At 48.8% G+C, this 22,640-nt stretch carries 30 protein-coding genes and 4 tRNA genes; 12 read left to right on the top strand and 22 right to left on the bottom strand.

The features are described 5' to 3' along the window. Positions 1-91: 91 nt before the first annotated feature. Both RAC89_RS22065 and RAC89_RS22060 read right to left on the bottom strand, forming a co-directional pair. Complete coding sequence (locus tag RAC89_RS22065; protein WP_306615788.1) at positions 92-1,651, bottom strand: IS1182 family transposase; 1,560 nt, start codon at positions 1,649-1,651, stop codon at positions 92-94. Positions 1,652-1,786: 135 nt separating this feature from the next. Further along, positions 1,787-2,956 carry an MFS transporter gene (locus tag RAC89_RS22060; RefSeq protein WP_284638836.1) on the bottom strand — a complete coding sequence of 390 codons (1,170 nt, stop codon included), beginning with the start codon at positions 2,954-2,956 and terminating at the stop codon, positions 1,787-1,789. A 263-nt stretch (positions 2,957-3,219) separates the two neighbouring features. Between RAC89_RS22060 and RAC89_RS22055 the strand changes: the two genes are divergently transcribed. Beyond that, positions 3,220-4,689, top strand: coding sequence for an aminotransferase class I/II-fold pyridoxal phosphate-dependent enzyme (locus RAC89_RS22055; protein WP_306615787.1), 1,470 nt, complete (start codon positions 3,220-3,222; stop codon positions 4,687-4,689). A gap of 78 nt (positions 4,690-4,767) precedes the next feature. Here the strand turns inward: RAC89_RS22055 and RAC89_RS22050 are convergent, their stop codons facing one another. Continuing rightward, complete coding sequence (locus RAC89_RS22050; protein WP_284638834.1) at positions 4,768-4,914, bottom strand: hypothetical protein; 147 nt, start codon at positions 4,912-4,914, stop codon at positions 4,768-4,770. Positions 4,915-5,049: 135 nt separating this feature from the next. Here RAC89_RS22050 and RAC89_RS22045 point away from each other — a divergent pair, with 135 nt between their 5' ends. Both RAC89_RS22045 and RAC89_RS22040 read left to right on the top strand, forming a co-directional pair. Then, positions 5,050-5,301, top strand: coding sequence for a YozQ family protein (locus tag RAC89_RS22045; protein ID WP_306615786.1), 252 nt, complete (start codon positions 5,050-5,052; stop codon positions 5,299-5,301). A gap of 188 nt (positions 5,302-5,489) precedes the next feature. Next, a complete protein-coding gene (locus RAC89_RS22040; RefSeq protein ID WP_306615785.1) occupies positions 5,490-5,909 on the top strand; it encodes a DUF1885 family protein in 420 nt (139 codons plus the stop codon). A gap of 105 nt (positions 5,910-6,014) precedes the next feature. Here RAC89_RS22040 and RAC89_RS22035 read toward each other — a convergent pair whose 3' ends face one another. Together RAC89_RS22035 and RAC89_RS22030 are read right to left on the bottom strand one after the other, a co-directional pair. Beyond that, positions 6,015-6,305, bottom strand: a complete 291-nt coding sequence (locus tag RAC89_RS22035; RefSeq protein ID WP_284638831.1) for a DUF1292 domain-containing protein — start codon at positions 6,303-6,305, stop codon at positions 6,015-6,017. A gap of 105 nt (positions 6,306-6,410) precedes the next feature. Then, the gene (locus tag RAC89_RS22030) at positions 6,411-7,028 is read right to left on the bottom strand and encodes a stalk domain-containing protein (protein WP_284638830.1); all 618 of its coding nucleotides are present in this window, start codon (positions 7,026-7,028) and stop codon (positions 6,411-6,413) included. 406 nt (positions 7,029-7,434) lie between these two features. Between RAC89_RS22030 and RAC89_RS22025 the strand changes: the two genes are divergently transcribed. Then, positions 7,435-8,172, top strand: coding sequence for an MBL fold metallo-hydrolase (locus RAC89_RS22025; RefSeq protein ID WP_306615784.1), 738 nt, complete (start codon positions 7,435-7,437; stop codon positions 8,170-8,172). A 153-nt stretch (positions 8,173-8,325) separates the two neighbouring features. Beyond that, positions 8,326-9,930, top strand: a complete 1,605-nt coding sequence (locus RAC89_RS22020; RefSeq protein WP_306615782.1) for an ATP-binding protein — start codon at positions 8,326-8,328, stop codon at positions 9,928-9,930. Here RAC89_RS22020 and RAC89_RS22015 read toward each other — a convergent pair. Then, on the bottom strand, positions 9,917-10,408 hold the full coding sequence (locus RAC89_RS22015; RefSeq protein WP_306615781.1) for a divergent PAP2 family protein: 492 nt from the start codon (positions 10,406-10,408) through the stop codon (positions 9,917-9,919). The genes RAC89_RS22020 and RAC89_RS22015 overlap by 14 nt on opposite strands. 255 nt (positions 10,409-10,663) lie before the next feature. On the opposite strand from RAC89_RS22015, the gene RAC89_RS22010 reads away from it, so the two are divergent. Continuing rightward, complete coding sequence (locus RAC89_RS22010; RefSeq protein WP_306615780.1) at positions 10,664-11,386, top strand: Crp/Fnr family transcriptional regulator; 723 nt, start codon at positions 10,664-10,666, stop codon at positions 11,384-11,386. On the opposite strand, the gene RAC89_RS22005 is transcribed toward RAC89_RS22010, so the two are convergent. Continuing rightward, positions 11,383-11,676: a DUF1811 family protein gene (locus RAC89_RS22005; protein ID WP_306615779.1), complete on the bottom strand. Its 294-nt coding sequence runs from the start codon at positions 11,674-11,676 to the stop codon at positions 11,383-11,385. The genes RAC89_RS22010 and RAC89_RS22005 overlap by 4 nt on opposite strands. A 162-nt stretch (positions 11,677-11,838) precedes the next feature. Between RAC89_RS22005 and RAC89_RS22000 the strand changes: the two genes are divergently transcribed. Together RAC89_RS22000 and RAC89_RS21995 are read left to right on the top strand one after the other, a co-directional pair. Beyond that, positions 11,839-12,066, top strand: coding sequence for a hypothetical protein (locus RAC89_RS22000; protein ID WP_306615778.1), 228 nt, complete (start codon positions 11,839-11,841; stop codon positions 12,064-12,066). A 223-nt stretch (positions 12,067-12,289) separates the two neighbouring features. Next, entirely contained in the window at positions 12,290-12,736 is a 447-nt protein-coding gene (locus RAC89_RS21995) for a PilZ domain-containing protein (protein WP_306615777.1), read from the top strand. On the opposite strand, the gene RAC89_RS21990 is transcribed toward RAC89_RS21995, so the two are convergent. Beyond that, complete coding sequence (locus tag RAC89_RS21990) at positions 12,716-13,639, bottom strand: hypothetical protein (protein ID WP_306615776.1); 924 nt, start codon at positions 13,637-13,639, stop codon at positions 12,716-12,718. The two genes, RAC89_RS21995 and RAC89_RS21990, sit on opposite strands and share 21 nt — an antisense overlap. Positions 13,640-13,809: 170 nt before the next feature. On the opposite strand from RAC89_RS21990, the gene RAC89_RS21985 reads away from it, so the two are divergent. Continuing rightward, a tRNA-Val gene (locus tag RAC89_RS21985) sits at positions 13,810-13,882 on the top strand. Positions 13,883-14,044: 162 nt separating this feature from the next. After that, positions 14,045-14,917, top strand: a complete 873-nt coding sequence (locus tag RAC89_RS21980) for an AraC family transcriptional regulator (protein ID WP_306615775.1) — start codon at positions 14,045-14,047, stop codon at positions 14,915-14,917. Positions 14,918-15,279: 362 nt separating this feature from the next. Here the strand turns inward: RAC89_RS21980 and RAC89_RS21975 are convergent, their stop codons facing one another. The 5 genes from RAC89_RS21975 to RAC89_RS21955 form a co-directional block, all read right to left on the bottom strand. Next, positions 15,280-15,579: a YolD-like family protein gene (locus RAC89_RS21975; RefSeq protein WP_306615774.1), complete on the bottom strand. Its 300-nt coding sequence runs from the start codon at positions 15,577-15,579 to the stop codon at positions 15,280-15,282. A gap of 143 nt (positions 15,580-15,722) precedes the next feature. Next, positions 15,723-16,526, bottom strand: a complete 804-nt coding sequence (locus tag RAC89_RS21970) for an alpha/beta hydrolase (protein WP_306615773.1) — start codon at positions 16,524-16,526, stop codon at positions 15,723-15,725. Positions 16,527-16,537: 11 nt separating this feature from the next. Further along, positions 16,538-17,290: an alpha/beta hydrolase gene (locus RAC89_RS21965; protein ID WP_306615772.1), complete on the bottom strand. Its 753-nt coding sequence runs from the start codon at positions 17,288-17,290 to the stop codon at positions 16,538-16,540. 442 nt (positions 17,291-17,732) lie between these two features. Continuing rightward, a complete protein-coding gene (locus RAC89_RS21960) occupies positions 17,733-17,900 on the bottom strand; it encodes a hypothetical protein (protein WP_306615771.1) in 168 nt (55 codons plus the stop codon). Between the two features lie 308 nt (positions 17,901-18,208). Further along, on the bottom strand, positions 18,209-18,604 hold the full coding sequence (locus RAC89_RS21955) for a VOC family protein (protein ID WP_306615770.1): 396 nt from the start codon (positions 18,602-18,604) through the stop codon (positions 18,209-18,211). Between the two features lie 133 nt (positions 18,605-18,737). Here RAC89_RS21955 and RAC89_RS21950 point away from each other — a divergent pair, with 133 nt between their 5' ends. After that, the gene (locus RAC89_RS21950; RefSeq protein ID WP_306615769.1) at positions 18,738-19,436 is read left to right on the top strand and encodes a pirin family protein; all 699 of its coding nucleotides are present in this window, start codon (positions 18,738-18,740) and stop codon (positions 19,434-19,436) included. Positions 19,437-19,525: 89 nt separating this feature from the next. Here RAC89_RS21950 and RAC89_RS21945 read toward each other — a convergent pair whose 3' ends face one another. From RAC89_RS21945 to RAC89_RS21925, 5 genes are read right to left on the bottom strand one after another with little or no spacing between them, the layout of a single operon-like run. After that, on the bottom strand, positions 19,526-19,915 hold the full coding sequence (locus tag RAC89_RS21945; RefSeq protein ID WP_284638813.1) for a spore germination protein GerPE: 390 nt from the start codon (positions 19,913-19,915) through the stop codon (positions 19,526-19,528). Further along, positions 19,912-20,100 (bottom strand): spore gernimation protein GerPD, encoded by a 189-nt coding sequence (locus RAC89_RS21940; RefSeq protein ID WP_284638812.1) that lies wholly within the window; start codon positions 20,098-20,100, stop codon positions 19,912-19,914. Before RAC89_RS21940 ends, RAC89_RS21945 begins: the two co-directional genes overlap by 4 nt. Next, entirely contained in the window at positions 20,078-20,704 is a 627-nt protein-coding gene (gene gerPC, locus RAC89_RS21935) for a spore germination protein GerPC (protein ID WP_306615768.1), read from the bottom strand. The genes RAC89_RS21940 and gerPC overlap by 23 nt, the downstream gene beginning before the upstream one ends. A gap of 14 nt (positions 20,705-20,718) precedes the next feature. After that, positions 20,719-20,928 (bottom strand): spore germination protein GerPB, encoded by a 210-nt coding sequence (locus RAC89_RS21930; RefSeq protein ID WP_284638810.1) that lies wholly within the window; start codon positions 20,926-20,928, stop codon positions 20,719-20,721. 3 nt (positions 20,929-20,931) lie between these two features. Further along, complete coding sequence (locus RAC89_RS21925; RefSeq protein ID WP_284638809.1) at positions 20,932-21,168, bottom strand: spore germination protein; 237 nt, start codon at positions 21,166-21,168, stop codon at positions 20,932-20,934. Positions 21,169-21,320: 152 nt separating this feature from the next. Here RAC89_RS21925 and RAC89_RS21920 point away from each other — a divergent pair, with 152 nt between their 5' ends. After that, entirely contained in the window at positions 21,321-21,800 is a 480-nt protein-coding gene (locus tag RAC89_RS21920; protein ID WP_306615767.1) for an Hsp20/alpha crystallin family protein, read from the top strand. 37 nt (positions 21,801-21,837) lie between these two features. Here the strand turns inward: RAC89_RS21920 and RAC89_RS21915 are convergent, their stop codons facing one another. From RAC89_RS21915 to RAC89_RS21900, 4 genes are all read right to left on the bottom strand, one after another. Further along, on the bottom strand, positions 21,838-22,056 hold the full coding sequence (locus tag RAC89_RS21915; protein ID WP_306615766.1) for a spore germination protein: 219 nt from the start codon (positions 22,054-22,056) through the stop codon (positions 21,838-21,840). Between the two features lie 151 nt (positions 22,057-22,207). Next, a tRNA-Leu gene (locus tag RAC89_RS21910) sits at positions 22,208-22,293 on the bottom strand. A gap of 9 nt (positions 22,294-22,302) precedes the next feature. Further along, positions 22,303-22,379: transfer RNA gene (locus RAC89_RS21905), tRNA-Ile, on the bottom strand. A gap of 8 nt (positions 22,380-22,387) precedes the next feature. Beyond that, positions 22,388-22,464: transfer RNA gene (locus RAC89_RS21900), tRNA-Met, on the bottom strand. Positions 22,465-22,640: the final 176 nt, after the last annotated feature.

The following is a 22,640-nucleotide window of genomic DNA, read 5'->3' as shown; positions in this document are numbered from 1 at the left end:
GGGCTGTCCCAAAAGTAGCGAAAAATCTACTTAAAGGGACAGCCCCTTTTATACAACCCCATATTTCGTAAAAAAAATGGCCGGACAGGGTTCATTCTTGCCCGACTATATGTCTTTTTTGCTCCGTGGTTACCACCTTAAGCAAATTGTGGGCAAGCGAAAGCCACCCGACCTCCAGGCTTACTTTTGGTAAGCCGCGAAGCAGGAACCTCCGGAATCCCCGGTTATTTTTCATTTGCCCAAACACACTTTCCACTTCGATCATTCGTTGAACCGAGAGCTTGCGTCCATCTTCGCTTCTTAATTTTTCTCTAGCCACTTTTTTGTAGCGAAGATACTCCATGCTGACCCTTATTTCGCGGCTGCGTTCAGACTTGGTGCATTTCTCTTTGAACGGACACCCCTCACAGTTTTCACTTCGGTAGATCCGCAATTTGACCCCGTACCCACTATCAGTCTTGTTCTTGCTCTCCTTAATAAAATGTAGTGTTCTTCCGTTTGGGCATACCCAGATGTCTTTGTCCTCGTTGTACGTCCAGTTTTCTAAGCGGGATACGTCGTTTCGCCATGCCCTTGATACTTCCTTATGAAAGGAATTGTATTTCACAAGCGCTTCCATGTTTTCTTTCTCTAGATACGCATAGTTTTCCTCACCACCGTAACCGGCATCGGCGATGACGGTTTTAGGAAGACGACCAAGCGTCTCTTTTACCTTGTTAAGATGCGGGATAAGGCAACGCGTATCTGTCGGGCGCTGGTGGAGGGAGTAACCTACGATGAATTGGTTCTCTGTGCCGACTTGTACGTTGTAGCCGGGCTTGAGTTGACCGTTGCCCATGTGGTCTTCCTTCATTCTCATAAACGTGGCATCTGGATCCGTTTTACTGAAACTGTTTCGTTCGCCAAGGATCTCAAGCTGAGTTTCGTACTTCTGCTGGCGGGGAACAAAATCCTTACGCAGTTGCCGTACCGCTTTCTTTACCGTTTTGTTCTTTGGTTCACTCTTCAGTTTGGCTTCTAGCTTCGTTAAAGCCGCCTCCATGCTCTCGCTTGTTAGGTCGGTGTCTCCGCCCAGCTCGAGCAGGTCCTTGCCGTTGTGCTCTTTATCTTCCTGAATCTCCTGCTGTTCAATCTCAATAAAAAGCTGCTTCACTTTCTCTTCCAGCCTGGCTTTCTGCTTCTTTACTGCCTTTCCCCAGACAAACGTATACCGGTTTGCATTTGCTTCGATCTTGGTACCGTCAACAAAGTAGTTCTCCAGCTTGATATATCCCTCGGCCATTAGCAGCTCCAGCATTCCTGCAAAAATCTTCTCGAGCTGCTCCTTCATCCGCTCGGAGCGAAACCGATTGATGGTCCGGAAGTCCGGCTGTTGGCGACCTGCCAGCCACATGAAAGGGATATTCTCACGCACGGCCTTGGCAATCTGTCTAGAGGAGTAGATACGTTGAGAATAAGCATACACAATGATTTTAGTAAGCATTTTAGGGTGATAGCTATCCCGACCGCCTCCGGGATACGCAGCTGTAAACAAGCTGTCGTCCAAACGATTGATGAAGCTATTAATAACTCGCGCTACGTGACGTGGTGGGATGTCCATTTCCAAATCCATTGGCAGACACAGTTGATCCATGGTATATTGAATAAACAAAGAAACCTCTCCTTTCAATGGTTGCTCGACACTTCCATTTTACCAAGGATTGGTTTCTTTTTGTTTTACAAAATTGAGAAAAAGGGGCAGTCCCTCAGTCACCTATGGTGACTTTTGGGACAGCCCCTTTCGATGTTAAGCCAGCGTTTGCGCCTTTACACGATCAGCCGCGACAAAACGATAAAGAAGGTAAATCGCTGCAACGGATAACACGGCGCCGGTAAGGAACGGCAGGTTGTTGTTATAATCGTAGACACCGGCTCCAAGTAGCGGTCCCAGTATACGACCCAAGCTGTCCATTGACGAATTGAGACCGGAAGCCGTCCCTTGGCCTACCGTCGTCTTCTGTGTAATTAGCGACGTTACGCACGGGCGGATCAACGCATTCCCCGCACCGAAGATGCTTAAATATACCGTCGCGGTGAACAAGCTGTCGGACAACAGGATCAGCCCGAACCCGACGGCTGAAAGCAGCAGGCCGATTACGATGACCCGCTCCTCGCGTCCCTTCTTAATGAAGCGCCGAACGATGCCCCCTTGTACAAGGGCTCCTACGACCCCGCAGATGGCAAACATAATGCCCAGCTGCGCCGCATCCGCTCCGATCTTATCCCTCTGAAACAAGAGCAAGGTCGCCTCCAGTCCTGCCAGCGAGAACGTGACGAAGAATGACAGGACGTACAAATATTTGACCGAGCCAACGAATCCCGACCAGCGCGACACCTTAGCCTCCTGCGGCTTGCGTCGCTTCTCCTCGCTTAGGGACTCAGGGAGCATAACCAGTGCGAACAGGAACGTCCCTAGAGCAATAATGGAGGCGGCGAAGAACGGAATCTGCGTACCCCACGTGCTGAGGAGCCCTCCCACTGCGGGGCCGAAGATAAAGCCGAGCCCGATCGACATGCCGACAAGCCCCATACCCTTCGTCCGGTTTTCCTCCGTCGTGATATCCGCCACATAAGCAACCGCACAGGTCGTTGCGGCGCCGGAGAACAATCCTCCCAGAATACGGGACACATACATCAGAATTAAATTATCCTGTGCAATGCCGAACAGGAAGAAGCTGACGCTAAAGCCAAGCGCCCCTATGATGATCAGCGGCCGTCTGCCGATGCGATCGGACAAGCCTCCCCAGAACGGTGACATCAGAAACGAAGCAAGCGAATAAACCGAAAGCAGCAAACCTAAATGAACGTTTTCCGCGCCGGATCCGGTGACGGCATCGGGCAGAACCGGAATGATGATACCGAAACCAATGAAAATGGTCATCAGCAGCACTGAGATAATGGCCAGCTGTTTTTTCATATAAATTCAAAGCCTCCCAGGCAAAAAAAAGATGGTTCCGTCGCCACAAAACGACTCTCATATCGTATCATATCTTGCTTCATGATGGAAATGGAGCGGCCGCAACCTTAACAAAATGGACATACACCGTCCTGTCGGTTATTTTGCGCCAAATCTTAACAAACTAATTTGGTCAAAGCTCTTGCATCCGTGTCTGTTTTTGCTATACTCATTTTGTTTGCTTAAAAAACAAGCTATTTCCTATAGAAGGGTAGGGATGATAGGTGGATCACAACCGCACTCCCCTGTTTACCGCGCTGAAGGCTCATGCCGAGCGCAATCCCGTTCAATTTCACATTCCAGGACATAAGAAAGGCGTCGGTATGGATCCCGAATACCGGGCTTTTATCGGAGATAATGCGTTATCCATCGACCTGATCAATATTGCGCCGCTGGACGACCTGCATCAGCCCACCGGCGTTATTGAGGAAGCTCAACGTCTCGCGGCGGATGCCTTCGGGGCGGATCATACATTCTTTTCCGTTCAAGGAACAAGCGGCGCCATTATGACGATGATTTTGACTGTGTGCTCCGAGGGGGATAAAATCATTGTTCCCCGCAATGTGCATAAGTCCGTCATGGCCGCCATCATCTTCGCCGGAGCGAAGCCTGTATTCCTGTCACCGGTACGCGATGAGAATTTGGGTATCGACCACGGTGTGACAACCCGGTCCGTCAAACGCGCGCTGGAGCGTCATCCCGATGCCAAGGCCGTGCTCGTGATAAACCCTACTTACTACGGCGTATGTGCAAATCTGAAGGAAATTGTCGACATCGTACACGGCTATAACATCCCTGTCCTTGTCGACGAAGCACACGGCGTTTTAATCCATTTCAGCGATCAGCTCCCGATGTCGGCCATGCAAGCCGGCGCGGATATGGCGGCAACCAGCGTGCATAAGCTCGGCGGCTCCATGACGCAGAGCTCCGTGCTGAATATTCAGGGCAATCTCGTGAGCTATCGCAGAGCCAAAACGATCATCAGTATGTTGACAACGACGTCGACCTCCTATATTCTGCTGGCATCTCTGGACACTGCCCGTCGTCATTTGGCTCTCAATGGCCGGGAGATGGCTGCCCGATCGGTAGAGCTTGCCGAATACGCACGTCATGAAATCAACCAAATTCCGGGCCTGTCCTGCTTCGGCAGGGAGATCCTCGGCAGCGAGGCTACTTACGACCTGGATCCGATGAAGGTGAACATTCACGTGCGCCACCTCGGCATCACCGGTTATGATGCGGAGAACTGGCTGCGGGAGAAGTACAACATCGAGGTTGAGCTAAGCGATATGTACAATATCCTTTGTCTGGTTACACCGGGCGATACGAAAGAGAACATTGACACCCTCCTTTCAGCGCTTCGCGTGCTGTCGGAGGAAAATTACAATGTTCGCCAGGCTAACGAGCTGGTGATCAAAATCCCGAAAATTCCGCAGCTTACCTTGTCGCCGCGCGATGCCTTCTACGGGGATACCGAGCTCATTCCGTTCAAGGACTCCGCCGACCGGATTATCGCCGAATTCATCTATGTGTATCCTCCGGGAATTCCCATCCTTCTGCCTGGAGAGGTCATCTCTCAAGATTTGATCGACTATATTACCGAGCATATCGAAGTAGGCCTTCCTGTCAAAGGACCGGAGGACCGCAGTATCGAGTTTGTGAAGGTCATCGTAGAAACACCCGCAATTTTCTAACGTCAACGAAAGAACCTTGAAATGCAAGCCACTGGCTTGCTTTCAAGGTTCTTTCGGCATAAACGTCAGCGGAATTCGTTAGGCATCGCAGCCGCAGGAGCCGGGGTAGCCGTCATTTTGCTGCTGCTCTCTCATATTTTTGCGCATCTCCGCATCACCAGGCATTTCCGCGACCAGCTTCACCTTTTGCCGCGGGGCTTGGTTCTGACGCTGTTGTTTGCTCATTTTGTTCACCTCCCCATTCGCCTGCGATTATTGTGCCAAGACGCGGCTCCACGGTATACGAATAGTGAAAAGGGAATAAATCCCCTCGGGCTGTGAAACATTACTGAGTAGGCGAAACCTAGGAGGAATGAATCGATGAACAAACAAGACCCGGCTGCAGAGAGCCTGCAGCAGAATGCCGATGCCGTCGCTTCGCACAAATATGAGGTAAGCGATTATCAGAATGAATCTCCGCTCTCCAAGGGGCTGGCCGAAACCCATGAACAGTTCAGCGACGTTTATGCCGCGGGATTGAGCAGCGGTATCGTGGAGCTCGAGCAGGGCAAGTCGTACCGTATACCGGATGGCGGATATGAAGAGAATCGTCAGCCGGAAACCCGCCCGTAAGCAATGGGGAGAGAGCCGGCATAACGGCTCTAACCCTCCCCTCTATTTCATCTTCTCGCTCTCCCCTGTAGTCTTCCTCTTCGATCGGGATCTGTGTATTGTATTTCCATTTTCATAATGCTATGATGTTATAGGTTCTATTATAGGTTATACATACCAGTCCATCCCTTGTAGGCAGGTGCAAAGTCATGGCGCAAAGCGCATACATTAAGTTTGTCGAAGGCTCCGCCGTTCCTTCGTTAACGCTGGAAGAGCTCAAGGCCCAATTGCTTCATTACCAAGAGCAGCTCAAATTAACTGGCAAGCAGCTTGGATGGGATTATGATGACGCCGGATTTCCTTATACAATCGAATCCAAGCCAGAAGGTGAAGGCAAATGGTTTTATCTTCGTGGAACCAACCCGCTCTATAAATATATCGTCCTTGGTGTAGGCACCGAAGCTGCTGGTGATTCCGAGAAGCATTTTGTACAGATGGTGCTTCCGGACGAAGCGACCCACGGCGATAAAGCGAAGGGCAACGAGTTCTGCAAATACTTGGCCAAGCTATGGAAGGCAGAGCTGCACTTATTCAACGGTCGAGTCATGTATTATAACCCTCGCAAATAGGTAACGATGTTCATAAAGATCAGAAGCTTGCTTGTGGAAGCAGGCCGTCTGATCTTTTTTTCGTTAAAAAAGAAGCCCCTCCGCCAGGCAGAAGGGCTTCCGATCTTATTGCTCTTGCTCTTCAACGATTTCGTTGTAGATCGCAACCACGCGATCCCACTCTTCTTCATCCTCGATGCTCGCCAGGAAGGCTTCTCCGTCTTCCTCTTCGATACGGAAAATAACGCCATCCGCCTCGGTATCATTGCGATCGAGCAGCACTGCATAGGCACGATCATTCGCTTCAAAAGTATATACCATCACCATCTCATGCTCGACGCCGTCTTGATCGGTAACGATAAAAATATCGTCTTCGTGATCGTGATCGCAGGAAGCATCATGAATGTGATCGCTCATGGAAAAACCTCATTTCCTTATGTAATGGTCATTCCTACGTATCGTATCACGTTCCGAACGGGCGAGTCAATCGACGGACGCTAAGGCTTGCTCAACAGCCGAAAATTACTCGGATAAGATCTTTTTCTCGGAAACCACGACGTAGTCCCCGCCCTCTTCCAGCTTAATGGAGAATTTCACCGTATAATTGCCCGCTTTGTTAAAGGAGACGGTAAACGGCCATGGGTACCAGAAATTTTCCTTCTGACCTGCAACTACCTTCTCATGAGCCGGAGCCGCGAGCTCCCCGGATGGTGTCTCAATCGAAATCTTGAACGAATGGAAAGGCGTCGTCAAGCTGTCTACTTGGGCGAAAACGGCAAAATCAAGCCGGTCTCCCTTCTTCACTCCACCAAACGGCTGCTTAATGGAGTAATCATCGTCTACTTTTTTGGCCACAAACATGTGCACATTGGGCTTATGAACGGAAACTGTCTGTGCAGAGCTATCCCATTTTACCAAGGCCTGCAAAGAATCTGACAAAACGCGAACCGGAAATACCGCGCTTCCTTTCATTAGAAAAGCCGGGGCCTCTTCACCGTCAAACGTTTTTTCTTGATTGTTAATTAACAGCCTTGTCTTCGAATACCCTTCATACTCGCCCCACATCGAGCTTGCTGCAACCGAAGCTGCCCCGATGAGCGACAAAGAGAGCACCAATGTTACGATCCGTGGCACTTTCATTTCCTGCTACCTCCATCATGTCTTCGTACTTTGTATCTGCTATTTTATACTCACCCCGTTGGCAAGAGTTGCGCTCATTTCTATAAAAATGAAAATATTTTTCGTGCAAATAACTATATCTTGTGAACCTTCCGTTAGAACGCTGAATTTTGACACAAAATATGCGATACACAAAAGTTATGTCGATTATCCCGACCTCTACTGACGAGTGCTGCCGTTTTTTGCGCTTCCCCGGGAAATGAAGTGCGGGAAATGCCTTGTTGCCGAACAATTAACAATCATTTCCTAAAGATCCATTTATCATTTTTTTGACAAAACGTGTCATATTTATCTTGAATCCATCCTGCGAGGCGTGGTAGATTAATATGGATGCAACTGTCATGTTATTGTCGATTGGAGGACCGTCGTGAGCCTGCAAATTCAAATGATCGGAACGGGAAGTGCATTCAGCAAAAGCTACTACAACAACAACGCATTGGTAAGCAGCAACGGCTACAATCTGCTAATCGACTGCGGCTTTACTGCTCCCCGGGCCCTGTTCGAGCTTAATATCCCAATCCCACAGATCGATGCGGTCTTCATCAGCCATATTCATGCAGACCATATTGGCGGCCTGGAGGAGATGGCGTTTCAGTTAAAATATCGGTATCAACATAAATTGAAGCTCCTTGTACCGGAAGCGTTGCTTGCTCCGTTATGGGAGCATTCCCTGCGCGGAGGCTTGGAGAATCTGGCCGAAGGGATTTCGTGTCTTGAGGATTACTTTGACGTTGTTCCCCTTCATGAAGGAAAGCATGAGCTTCACCCGGGACTCGTCATGGAAATTTTCCAGACCGAGCATATTCCCCGGAAAGCAAGCTATTCCTTGATTTTCAACGATTCGGTCTTTTATAGTGCAGACGCGAAGTTTGACTATGAGCTTCTGGTCCGTCTTTCGGATCAACGGGGAATCCGGTACATCCTGCATGACTGTGTGCTTGGTGGCTCGGGCGCTGTGCATGCGACGCTTGACGAGCTGCTGACCTTGCCGGAGCATATCCAACGAAAGGTGCTTCTGATGCATTACAGTGACAACATGCCTGAGTATAAAGGCCGAACGGGTAACATGTCATTTATCGAGCAATTCAAGCTTTATACATTTTAAAAGGCGAACGGACGATTCTTCTTGCATCGTCCGTTTCTTTTATCCTTGCCGGCATACGCTATGCAAGTTTTTTCATTGGACAAGCAGGATTTTCACGGCATGGCACAGAATTCCATAATTAAAATACCGTCATGTCAGGAGTGAAGACCAAGAATGAACTTGCGCTGGATCTTCCTTTTGTATATTGCAATCGTTTGCTTCTTTTCCCTTATCTCTCATCCGTCTTCCGCACAAGCTCCCTATTTAATTGCCTTCAGCTTCATTTATGCATTAAGTCACTTCTCGAAGCATGAAGCCTCCCCCGTTTTTCGATATATGCAGTACGGCTTGCTCATTGGCTTTCATTATATTAGTGCAACTGATTGGTGTTTGCCGTTGTATTTGGTATATATGGCTCAATCCATCGGAAGAGAGCGTAAGATAACCGCTATTACCACCAGCTTTCTCTTGATGATCTTGTTTAGTGCCATAGCCTTTAGTTATCGTCCCGCGAACCTACCTGAGCTAAGCAATGTCATTTTTATGGTTGCCAGCTGCCTCCTGTTGGCCTTATTATTTCGGAATTACTTGGCGGATATGGAGAAACAGGCTAAGGTACTGACGGATGAGAAGCAGCGGCTCACTACACATGATGCTTTGACCGGCCTTTACAATTATGAAGAGTTTCATCGTCAGGTCGAGAAGCTGGTGGAAGCGAACCGGACCATCGCCATTACGCTCCTGGACTGCAAGGACTTGAAGTCATTGAATACGACGAACGGCTTTCAAGGGGTAAACAATATACTTCGCCAGGTAGGTCAGCTCCTTCGGATTATGTTTCCTGAAGCGCTCCTTGTTGCGCGGTACGGCGGGGACGAATTCGCCATTGTTTTGGAATCGGGCGATATGCAGCATACGCTGAATACCACCACGCAGCTGCTTGCTTCCGAATTTCCGAAGCTGACGGGTATAGAGATTAATTTTGGTATCGCTTTCTATCCGTTTGACGGCTATACGAAGGACGATTTGATCTTCGTCGCTGAGAAATCGCTGTATACCATGAAACGAGAGAGCTGGCTGAAACGCGAGGAGCACATGCTCCGTTCCGAGAAGCTGCGTGTCGTTGGGGAGCTGGCCTCCGGGATGGCTCATGAAATTCGTAATCCCCTAACTACAATTAAGGGATTTTTGCAGCTTTCCAAGGCAAGTCAGTACAATATTGAACCATGGTACGAGTTGATCATGGATGAAATTAATCGAATGAGCATGCTCACTGGAGAGTTTTTGCAATTTTCCAAGCCGCATACCAGTAAATACAAAGCGCTTTCTATCCAGGTATGCGTTGAGCGGGTGATCTCTCTCTTGGATTCCGAGTCAGCAAGGCTTGGCCATCGTATTCTCTTTGATCGCCCCAATGAGCCTGTACTTATGATGATGGATCAGGATAAAATACTCCAGTTGCTGCTCAATCTCGTAAAAAATGCGTTTGAGGCCATGCCGGAGCAAGGCCTCGTACACATCCGGTTGACCCATAACGGAGCCCAAGCCGTTCTTGAAATAACGGATACGGGAAAAGGGATCCCCAAGGAGGAGCTTGATCAAATTTTTCTTCCGTTTTATACGACAAAAGACAGCGGAACCGGACTTGGCTTATCGATCTGCCATAAAATCATCCAGGATCACGAGGGTACCATCGAGGTGGAAAGTATTGCAGGCGAGGGCACCAAATTTACCATTTCCGTCCCCGTCGTAACAGCCGAAGAACCTATCGGAGTTTAGAGGACCTGCTTGAACGACTTCTTTTCGGTTCGATAATATAGCTTATCGCACCTAGAAGCATACCCAGCAAGGCTCCTCCTGCCACCTCCTCGGGTACATGCCCGAGCCTTTCTTCGAGCTCCCTCTCCCGTTTCGTATGTAGCATTGACGGGTGCCGGCGGCTTAACTCTCCCACTTCTTCCTCCAGATCGTTCACCTGCATAGCGATAAGCCCGGCATGCCGACGTATACCCATGGCGTCATACATGACGATGAGACCGAGCATCGTTGACAAAGCAAAGGGTATGGACGCTATCCCCTTCTTAAGGCCAATGTAAGTGGCAAGCGAAGCTACCCCGGCGGAGTGTGAGCTGGGCATCCCTCCGGTGGTCCATAATTCCTTCCAATCCCAACGCCCATTCCGATAGCGCGCAGTAGGTATTTTCAGCGCTTGGGCGATACCAATACTAGCCAGAGACGTCAATAACGCTCGGTTCATCCCTAATCACCTCATCTATAGAATGAAATGGGGAAGGGCATTGTATACTTGGGGATTCATTCCTGTAGCTTTAGCACAAGTATACCCTCACAAGAGAAGGCTACCCTAGACATCGAACCAATGTTCATGATTGTGACGAACAAATCACTTGTTGATGTGATTCATATCACATCTTCCTGCCTTTGGATTCGGTAAGGTAGAAGCAATAAGTTAGATTTCGCACGATCAGTCCATTCCCGAAGGGGGTACGCAACAATGCATGAACAATATAGTCATGAGGTAACAACTCAGGTGAGTAATACAGAATGCTTCTCTGAGGGAAGCCTGGAGAAGCTTGCCGGCATCATGTACGAAACGAAAGTAGCGGCTGGGGCTTATTTATTTTGGGAAGGCGATGCTGCGGATAAGCTGTATTTTTTGAAGCAAGGGCGAGTGAAAATCACGAAGAGCAACGATGAAGGGAAAGGCTTTATCCTTTACTTGCATAACGCGGGAGATTTGTTCGGACAAGTGGACCCTTTTCATAATTCGGTTCACAGCTTCAATGCAGAGGTGATGGAAGAAGCAATTATCGGAGTGATCCAGCAAAAGGACCTTGAGGTCCTTCTCTGGCAGCATGGCGAGTTGGCGGTAGAGTTTATGAAATGGATGGGATTAATGCACCGCCTGACGCAAACCAAGTTCCGGGACCTTATGATGTTCGGTAAGCCCGGTGCTCTCTGCTCGACCCTCATCCGTCTTTGTAATTCTTACGGTGAAACAACGGCCGAAGGCATCGTGATTACCAAGAAGCTGACCAATAGCGAGTTGGCCGACATGATCGGCGCAACCCGCGAAAGCGTCAACCGGATGCTTAGCGATTTACGCAAGCAGGACATCATTTCAATTGAGAACAATCAGATTATTGTAAAAAAGCTAGATTATCTACAGGACATTTGCCATTGTGAGAATTGTCCCAAAGATATGTGCCGCATTTAGAGCCGGACCAGCATCGAGATCGGAAAGCTGGCTTCCGGCTCGTTGTCCATGCTGCCCCATGCATATATTCCGTTAATATATTTGAGTTCAAACAGAGTTTGCACCCCATCCACTTTGTATACTCCTGGCGTAAAATCGGCGGGGTCCAAAGTGTAGGCCTTCGCCGTGACATATTTACTTTGTAGCACGTTTTTCTGGCTTGGAAACTCCGCTTTCTCCATAGCGTCGCTGAGCTCTCTCAACTCCGCTTCCAGCTCCTCTCTGGACATTTGACTGTATAGCTTCTTCATCGTGTCTCCCCCTTCGAACCGTGTAATTTTGTCGATCTTCACATATAGATAAAATCACTTCTTCTCGCTTTTTGTCACCTTCTGATGGAATTTATTTCTAGTTAAATCAAGGCGATTCCACTATAATGAATAATAGAATATGCAATGAGGAGGCAATGAGCCATGCGTACGGAGTTATCGATCAACGATAGGAAAATTCCCGTCAGCTTCATCTCCAGTGACCAGAAAGCAATTCCTCAGCTGCTGAATTTACTCAATAAGAATCGAATGAAGGATACGAATATGACATCCTCCCCGACACTGGACATCGAGCGGATTGAAATTATCGGCAATCAAGCCGTGCTGCATTCCCATCACAGCGAGAAAGTCATCGAACTCCCGCTCTATTGAGCGGTTTTTTTACGCTAACGACTGTTGCAGGTTTGCCTTAAGCCTTAGAACACTATGACATTCCTTACCAAGAAACCCTCCTCCTAAATCGCAGTCGATCAGCCTTGAAGGGCACCAATAAAGGGTTTTCTTATGAGCACGAAATGCTTGCACAGACTAAGATTCAAGGTTATTATGAGACACATAAAGGAATGAATACCATATCGCAAAGGATTTGTCATTTATGACCAATGATAACAAACGAGGCTTTTATCGTTTGCAATTTACACATCCGCTTCTAGCCGACGCCAAGCTCATTGGGTTTGATGGATTGGAGCTTGATTACAAAATGGTAAAAGCCGCCCTCTTGGATCTAAGTGCAGGCGGTGCACGCTTCTATACGGATGCTCCGTTTCCGGATGAGGGCAACCTACTGGTGGAACTAAGGTTCATGGCGCTTGGCAAGGAGTTTCGGCTGCTCGGTCTCGTCGTGCGTACGATCCGCCCCGTGGAAGAACATTATGAGTATTGCGTCCAGTTTTCCCTCGACGAAGCGGATACGGCCGCATTAACGAGTATAGTCAATCAAATGTCCATCAAACTTAGGAAGACTCCCGTGCTTTCCAATTGCAGCTTCGCTACGGAAGAAGAGCTTCTAGCTTTCATGCCCCTACGCTCTCACTCGTCCTGACAGCCCTGCAACGAGATAAGACTTCCCTGACTCTGTGTGCCATACCCAGCTCTTGAATAGCTGCTGTTCAGGCTTTAGCTTATCGAACAGATCTTTGAGGCCTATTACGGCCGATTCGATCCCATACTTGCCGAAGGCCTGGAAGAGGAACCTCACCCGTTCATTATCGTTGTTCAGTTGATTAAGCTGGTCCAGCAAATCCTTCTTCGACTCGTCCAGCAGAATAATATCCGTCCAGGCTGCCACGCGGCCCTCCGGCTTTACGAGCGATGTAAGCAGGGTATTGTAATCCGCCACCACGCTGTTCCTTAAGAAGCCCAAAGCTTCGACGATTTGTGCTGTATCCGCCTCATTATATAAATGCATGTACTCGGCCAATTGCGATAGCGCGTGTAAATAAAATAGTTGCGTATGCACTCCGGAAGAAACGACAAGATTGAAGGACTTCTTCATATGAGGCAGCGCTTCTTCCCGTTTCACCAAAAACGCCTGATCGCGCAGCCAACCGGCTAGCTCTCCCGCCGGTATACCTGCCTGCAGCTTCTCTTCATAGTCTTGATAGAAGCCTAACTGGTCCAGGCAAGTATAGTCCACGTGAGCAAGCGATTTGAACTTGGGTGAGGTGAACCCGCCTGTTGCTTCCATGAACTCCTCAATCGCATTCGCTTCTGTGTCGAGCACCGTCAGCTGGCTGAAACGTGAAGCAAGCTCCGGCAGATCCACATCTCCATGGTTCCCTGCACCGAGCACCGCCGCTTTATCGAAAGAGCTAAGCTGAGCGGTTGTATCCTCCAGCAGCATGCGAACATGATACCGGTGTGTGCCCCACTCCTGCTCGCCCCAGTCCAGCTTGTCCTCACTCACCTCGGTTAAGCCACTACTGACCCCCGGAAAATCCTTCATAAGTCCCCTTCTTTCCAAGTGATTTTCTATTGGTGACATTATATCATAATGTGCAGCTTTCGTGTCGACAGAGTCAGTTGGAGTTCAAGATCCTTAATTTCAAAAAAAAGTGTTGACTTTGTTGTCCAGGCTTGGTAATATAACACTTGTCGCTAAACAAAATATATCGAGACCTGTTAGCTCAGCTGGGAGAGCACCATCTTGACAGGGTGGGGGTCAGTGGTTCGAGCCCACTACAGGTCATACTGAAAAAGTCCTTGATTTTCAAGGGCTTTTTTGCTTTTTGAGCTTAACATCATGTATCTTTCGAACTCTGTCGGATGTAAATCCGACCTTTTTTACATACAAAATGTCGGGTATAGTGAAAGTATTGCTGCTACAATGACCCTATGGACGGTGAGACGCATGGATTTACTGAGAGCTATGAATAATGCCATTGCCTACGTGGAGGACAATCTTGAGGATGAGGTGGACTTTGCCCAAGTAGCGCGCCTTGCGCATTGCTCCGAGCATCATTTCAGGAAGATGTTTTACTACCTGGCCGGTATAACCTTGGTGGAGTATATACGAAGGAGACGGCTGACACTAGCGGGCTTCGAGCTGCTGACCGATCAAGCCAAAGTGATTGATATCGCTTTGAAATACGGATATCAATCTCCCGACTCGTTCACTAAGGCCTTTCATAAGCTGCACGGTATGAATCCTTCCGAGGTGCGTAAATCCGGCCATTCCTTAAAAGCGTATCCCCGCATGTCGCTTCAATTAACGATTCAAGGAGGAACGGAAATGAACTACCGCATTGTAGAGAAAGAGTCATTTCGTATCGTGGGATTGAAAAAAAGAGTGCCGGTCATTTTTCACGGGGTGAACCCGGAAATCGCCGCTATGTGGAAAAGCTTGGACTTGGAATTGATTCAAAGACTTAAATCACTTTCAAATATCGAGCCCTCGGGACTGATCAGCGCTTCCGTCAATTTCTCCGAAGGAAGAATGGAAGAAAACGGAGAACTGGATCATTATATTGGTGCGGCTACGAGTGAACCGGCTCCAAGCGATCTCGCTCAGCTGGAAGTACCGGCCTTGACCTGGGCCGTGTTCCATGCCGTAGGCCCTTTTCCTGACACACTGCAGAGCATTTGGGGACGAATTTATTCGGAATGGTTCCCATCCTCGATATATGAGCAAGCTGAAGGCCCGGAAATCTTGTGGAATAAGGACAAGGACACGACTTCACCTACGTTTACAAGTGAAATTTGGATTCCTGTAACGAAAAAATAAGCGCAACACAAGTTATCAAGAGATGCATACCTCGGCCCTGTGCAAGGCAAGCCACTTGGGATGCATCTTTTTTCATTAAACAAATACTGTAATCATTTCCGCGCTCATACGAAGATCGATTACACTTTGTGTGAGCATTCCCAAGAAATCTGTGATACTATATAGAGTAAGCGGCCCATTATATGGGAATGATGGAATATAGATCATGTAAAGGAGCTAATGTTCTATGGACATCTTCAGCCTTGCCCTTCACTTATTGCCTCTAGCCTTCTTCGCGGCGCTTGTACAGGAGCTGGTCAGTAGGGGATCCAAAAATATCAATGAACACAAGAAAAAGGAATAGAGCTTGAAAGCCGCTCTAGCTACTTGAAGATGCCTACAATATGATCATCAATAATAATCTCGATCTTCATCACATCTTCAAATGGAATCCACGTATACTCATCCTTGTTCTCTACCCTGATGTTTCTTAGCTGCTTATCAAGCTGCGTAATCTTGCCTTGAAACGTCTGCAGCTGTGAATCTCCCCTAACGGAAATGATCGCCTCTCTCTCCGTGAACATAGCAACACCAAGACTCCGAATCAGCGATTCTTTCGCCTCCTCCGTTCTTAGCTGTTTCGTTCTTTGCGAAGGTAAGCTTGCATGTATTGTAACCGGCACCAAACAGATCACCCCAATAACGAACATTTGTTCCTATATTAACAAATTAAGGACCTGATTGCAAGTTATCGTTCCTCCAATGCCATTGCCAAAAAAGGCGCCCCGAGGTTAACGGAAGGCGCCTGAATCGTATTCGCAAAGCTCTACATTCCCATCAAATACTGCCCTTCTGTCTTACCTAAACCGAGATATTCCAGGAATCGTACAAGCTCCTGTTCCCAGAATTGCCAGGTATGGCCGTGACCTTCCGCTTCATGATAATGGTACTTGTATGGATTTCCCTCCAGCGAAAGGAAAAAATCTCTCAACAGCAGGTTTAAATCAAGCCAAGGGTCCAAGCTGCCGCAGCCATGATATATGCGGGCAACGGACTTGCCTATCTTCAGCCCCTCACGTCCCAGATGCTTCAAGTCATTCTCCGTTCCCTTAAAGTTCCCTTCACCAAACAGCATGATCCGATCCTTGGCACGCTGGGAGCCATCGTTTACGAATTCGATATCGGACTTGTCTCCCGCCGAAAATGCACCAATGGCGCCAAACAGGTCGGGACGAGCCAATCCTACCCTTAGACAGCCGTAACCCCCGTTAGAATAGCCGGAAATATAATTATCCTCACGCGCAGGCGAAAGCCGCGGCAGCATATGCCGAATAATTCGAGGCAGCTCCTCGCTCAGATAAGTGAAATAACGTCCCCCATGCACCATATCGGTATAACAAGACTGAAATGCTCCGGGCATAATCACAGCGAGTCCATACTCCATTGCAATTCGTTCAATGCTGCTCATTCGCTGCCAAGCCGTGTGATCGCCGGAGCCGCCGTGAAGCAGCCAAAGTACCTTCAGCCTTCCGTCCCCCGCATAGGGCTGCTTCTCCTGAGGAACAATGATGCTCACGTCCATCTCGGTCCCTAAGACCTCAGAGTACAGCTGGGTTTGGATGTGTGCCATGCCATCTCCTCCTATTCACTGCGCCGCTTCCGCTCGGATAGCCATGTTACAAATTGCTCCAGTTCCCGGTCCCAATCCGCCCAGTTCCCTTTACCGTGATCCGTCCGGAAAATGAACGGCTGTTCAAGCTCCTTCATCAGCTTACAGAACTTCTCATTGTTATTGTAATTCGGACTTTCGGTACTGCAGCTTACATACATTTCGGTTCTTGGCTTGTCCGACTCAGCAATCCGTTTCACGGCGGCGTTCAGGTCATTTGTACTGCCCGCTGCGAACTCCCTTTCACCGAAAACATCCCTCGCATGTCCTGGCTCCATGGAATCGTATGCTGCAAGTACATCCAGCGTGCCACTGAAGGATCCCGCTGCTGCGAATGTGCTTGAGGCAAGCAAGCCTGCCTTGACCGCGCCATAGCCACCTGCACCGGCTCCGGCAATATAGCGTCCATCTCGATGGGCCGCAAGCGGGAAGGTCCTTTCACAAAGCGCCGGCAGCTCCTCTGTAATAAAGTGGAAGTAATCGCGCCCGAAAGCCATATTCGTGTACCAGCCCAGATGTCCGGCCGGCATTATTACGGCAAGCGGAAGCCTCTCTGCATATCTTTCCACCCCGGAACGTCTCAGCCAAGCGCTATGTCCGTCTCCCATATCATGCAGCAGATACAATGTCTCATAGGCACCGCTTCCCTGCTCGGGAAGCAAGACGTCCATGGCTACGGGCAACCGCAGTGCTTCCGAGTAGTAATTTATTTTTAGCCAAGCCATACGGTCATCTCCCTTCAAAAGCGAATTCAAACTATTTATCACGTTCTACTTGAAAATCGCAACTGATTTAAGGATACTTGTTGTAGTGAGTATCACTCAACATATTCATGCTTCTTTTTCAATACTTGTGGGTAAAGAGTAAGTGGCAGGATTGTCCTCCCTAGTCTTAGATCATTCTGCTTAATTTTTATTATCATCTCAAAACGGGAGAGAGGTCGTATTGAACCACAATCGTTTGCTATCGGATTCAGAGGAACTGCGGGCGCGTACCAACCGGCTAAAAAAGCAGCATGAGAAGCTGCTAAACTATGTTCGCAGCAACCGCAGACGTTTAGAATCGGCTCAGCACCAGATAAGAAGAAACAAGGCGGTTTTCCATTCCCTCAAGCATCAGCTAACCGACTTGATTCTTCCCCCGGAAGATAACAATTCTTATTGAGTTTCACTCTCGCAGCGCCTCTCTCAACTTGCTTGACATCACAGGATTCGAACGTTGAAGAGAGGCGGCTCGCAGCCTTGCATTCTCTTCCTTCAATCGTTCCACCTCCGCCTCAAGCTTAGCAACACGATCGAGCGCTTGTTGCAGCGGTTCTCGATTCTGCTCCTCCATGGTAAGTACACCTGCTTTCTATTCTTGCTATACTTTCTGATTATATCATGGCTCAATGCCCATTTCCCCCAAAAAAAGAAGACCACCGAAGTGCACTTATGTGCACGCAGCAGTCTAGTGTTTGTCGGCGAATCCAATGCAGGGCTGACCCGTTGTTCGCAGAACGACCGCGGAGGGAAGCTCTCTAGTTTTAATTCCGTAGCTTCGGCATCCCCTTGGGAAGCTTGGGTCCCAGGTTACATAGAAGTTCTTGCATTGAAAACAATTGATCCTTACGTTCTTGCCGTTAGCGGCGTTTGGCTTTACGTTCATGCCCGAGTTGATTGGAAAAATTCGATCCACTCGCCATCCGGTCCATGAAAGAAAAAGTATCGACTGCCATTCGGAAGGGTCGTAATTTCCGAATCGATCAGCTTCATATCGGCAAGCGATTGAATTCGTTTCCATTCCTCTTCGATATCGTCCACCGTAAAGGCAATGTGATGCACTTTCCCCTCCTGCGGAAGCCCTTCGTTGTAGCCGTATATTAACTCCAGCTCCGTCTCGTTCGTCTGGTTAAAGCCCATGAAAGCAAGCTTAATGACGCCGTTCGTATGGTCCAGCATGCCTTTCAGCTCAAGTCCCACGACCTCCCGGTAAAATGCAACTGACTTGTCCATATCGCTAACCATAATACCGACGTGTTCGATTTTTTTGCGAGCCAATGGGGAAACCTCCTTATATCCATGCACATTTGGTATAATAATCTAGATCAGTTTATCAGTTCTTGAGGCTGGTGACAACGCTGTTCAACAGCAACAGACTTACAAATATTCGATCCCGTTAGGAGGACCCATCTTGATTCAAGTACACCCTGCAGACCAACGCTACAGCGCCGACCACGGCTGGCTCAAAAGTAACTTCAGCTTCTCCTTCGCCGATTACTACGATCCGAATAATACGGAATTCGGCCCACTTCGCGTACTGAACGACGATATCGTCGCACCCCAACGAGGCTTTGGAGCTCATCCTCACCGCGAGATGGAGATCGTTTCCATCGTGCTTCGAGGAGAGCTGAAGCATGAGGACAGCACAGGACATTCCGCCGTCACTACCTTCGGTGGTGTACAACGCATGACGGCTGGCACAGGAATTATCCATTCGGAGGTTAATCCCGGAGACGACGAGGTAGCTTTCCTTCAGCTTTGGTTTACCCCGGATACACGAGGACTTGAGCCCTCTTACGAGACCACACAATATGAACCTGATCAGCTGACGAACCGGCTTCTGCCTATCGTAGCCAAATCGGGAGGAAACGGAATCGCGTCAATCCATCAGGATTTAACACTTTATTTGTCCAAGCTGGAGGCGGGGAAAGCGCTGACCTTCACACAGCCCGAAGGGAGACGTATTTATGTTCACGTGCTGGAGGGAGATCTGCAGCTTAACGATTCCACGAGCTTAAAGACAAGAGACGCAGCCCGAATTACCCAAACCCCGGAGCTTACTCTTCATTCTGCAGATGGCGCCTTCTTCATGCTGATTGACCTGCCCTAACGGTATCTGCCCCTGGAGTGGATACGAGCACTTTATCCGCCCTAGGGGCTCCTTCATGCAAAAAAATCCCTCCAGTTAGCTGGAAGGAGTTATATAGGGCGTTTGCCCTTTAAAAGCTGGCGAATATTTAAGACTCGCGCCTCGGCTCGAACAATATCCAACGATCCGATCTGAAGCAACGAGGAGTTCGTAACCGAGAACACCCTCACCCGATTTACTTTGATAAAAGGGTTCGTATCCCGTACTTCCATCGTTACCTCATCCTCCGGTACTACCTGCGGAATCGGGCGAGTGAACGTCCTATAATCGCTGAACGCACCCTCTTTTCCAAAAAAGGTAGGCAGCTCCCTTTGAACCGCTAAAGCTTTGTTGACCGGGAGGAAAGCCTTCATGTCACCGACGAACAGCACTCCCGCGGAATCGACGCCGATCACTTTCACTTCATTGACTACCGAGGTCCTAGGTTTTCGGTAGGTCATCGCTTCCCCGTCTCGGGAGCAAGGGGAACAAGGGGGCCGATGATTAGTGACTCCGGAGGAGTATCAAAAACGGAAGACAGCGTAATATTTTGTGCATCCCCTATCAGCAATAAGGAGGAACTGGCCACGCCGACTACTTGAATATTACCCACACTTATTTCCTTATTCTCTACCTGCAGAATCATCCGTGTCCTTCCCCTTTCCAGCCTTGTTTCGGAAATATTGTTCAATACCTAATCGAATATCATGGACGACCTTGTCCGTTACCATCTGTTCCTTGTCAGGGGGAAGCATCCCCGTTTTGTTATCCTTCATCAGCTGGGTATAAGCATCGATACGTTCCCCAATCTGACCTCGCAAATCAGCCAGCATCTGATCCTGCATATCTTCCTCAAGAGGACTGTCGTATTCCTCCGCCTTCCTCTGCAGCTCCCCTGGCCCCTCCCGCTCCAAATACGATAGGACTGCGCCATGAATCCTCTGAAATCCTTCGGAAATGGCCGTATTATTCACGACTTCCTTCCCGCCCACCGTCAGATCGTCAAGCGACTTATCGGATAACCCTGAAGGCGATATTCCTACGTTTAAAGTGCCCTCCAGCTTATCTACCTTCAGTTGATCGAACGTGTATTCGATTTTCTCAATTGTAATCCCTCGCTGCTTTCGAAGAGCCTCCACTTCCTTGTCTAGCATGGTCACTTTTTGCTCCAGTTCCCGAATCCGCTCGGTTTGCCATTGCAAGTACGCCTGCAGCTGTTGAAAATATGCGTGGATATCGGCTGGTTGCATGCTCTTCCTCCGTCTTACGGCGTTACCGACGGCAGGGGAACGAGCGGTGAAGGAAACTCCTGCACCCCCGCTTCAGGAGCCGGGCCGGTAAAACCGCCTGTATTATATAGATTGGATAGCGCTCGAATCGCCCCTGTCGTACCGATTTGCAGTACGGACGAATTGTTAAGTGCGTCTACCTTTAGCTGATGTATACAGATGCTCTGATGGACCACAATCGACATGTTCTAGATCCCACCTACCTTGTTAACAGAAACGGGATTGGAATCAAAAATATCACGGTCATTCGTATTCGTATTGCTGTACCAGTTCATGACGCGCAAGTAATCCCCCGTATTGAACGAACCCGCTCCTGCGAACGTCTTGGCAGAGCTTTGCGGGGCAAGCTGAAGAGAATCGCCGATTTGAACAATCGAACTGGGACCAACACTTACAATCTTAATACTTCCTACGATAGCCGGCATAGCAAACACCCTTACATTCTATGACATCGTGTGTATGTTGTTTTATGTATATGTTTGTTGAGGTAGGAGTATGTGCTTCTTCCTGAAACTGTGCCTGAGACATTCATGCTTTTCTCTCAGACTACATATATTTATGCCGAGGAGTGATGCATATGGCGGACGGAAACAAGAGTAACGGGAATCCTTACGGAACCTTTGATTGGAAGCAATTCGAACAATTTTTCGGGGGAAAGCTCCCCTTCGCGCCCGGCGGGTCCGGCAAGGGAGAGGGGCTTGCCTGGATACAGGAATATGTTCAAGATGTGATGAAGCAGGCTTTGCCGAGTGTAAGCAATGCTGCGGAACGTGTCAAAAACCATCTGCACACGGAAACCTTCGAGACGCACAACAACGTGATTGTTAAAATACACGTTCCTGACAGAGATCAGGCCCGCAAAATTCGTGTGGGCTTAAGCGTGAATGCCGTTCGACTGACCGGATTGCCGGATAAAAAGGAGCAAACGATCCGGCTGCACAGGTTGATTTATCCTGACAGCTGCAAAGCCGTGTATCGGGACGGGATCATTCAATTGCATATGCGCAAGCATCTAGGGGATCATACTTTTCGTGACATTGATGTAAGGTATTATTGAGAAGAAAAAACGCACGCTCCCTTGTGGGAGACGTGCGTTAATTATTGCCGGCATTGTTCGAGTCGACTCCATCCGGATCAAAGGTGTTGGTCATGCTGAATATCGATAGAATGGTCATGAAATCACCTGTATTTCCCCCGCCGGCACCTGAGTAACCCTTATCTGTGCTTTTGGGTGTTATTTGCAGCACATCCCCAAACGTCACTTCACCGGAAGCATCCACAAACTTGATCGGAGCCAAAATGATAGACGGCATAGGCGTCTCCTCCCTGCTCTTGCACTAATGAATTATATATATGCAGGCACCGGCCCAATTGATCACTTCTATAGAAAGTAAAAATCCTGAGAAAATAAAAATCCTGCTCAGCGCTGCTCAAGCGAGCGCTTCACAGGATTCTCTGTGTTGATGCCGAAGACCGGGGTCGAACCGGTACGGTAGTCACCTACCGCAGGATTTTAAGTCCTGTGCGTCTGCCTATTCCGCCACTCCGGCATTTTGGTGTGGTGGGCCCTGAGGGACTCGAACCCCCGACCAATCGGTTATGAGCCGACCGCTCTAACCAACTGAGCTAAGGGCCCTAATGCTTTGGTTGCGGGGGCAGGATTTGAACCTGCGGCCTTCGGGTTATGAGCCCGACGAGCTACCGGGCTGCTCCACCCCGCGTTGGTTAGCTTTCGTTCGCAAATGGCGACAAAACTAAATATACACGATTGTAGAGTCGATAGTCAAGGTTTTTTTATAATAAATATCTTACACCGAATCGGCCTTTCTTGGATTTGTATACCTGAACCTCAGCCGGGCACTCATAGCCGTATATCCACCAGTCTTCTTCCATGCGC

The organism is Paenibacillus sp. GD4 (assembly GCF_030846225.1).
Taxonomy (GTDB): Bacteria; Bacillota; Bacilli; order Paenibacillales; family NBRC-103111; genus Paenibacillus_G; species Paenibacillus_G silviterrae.
The sequence above is the reverse complement of the archived record's forward strand: the minus strand, read 5'-3'. Positions and strand labels throughout refer to the sequence as shown.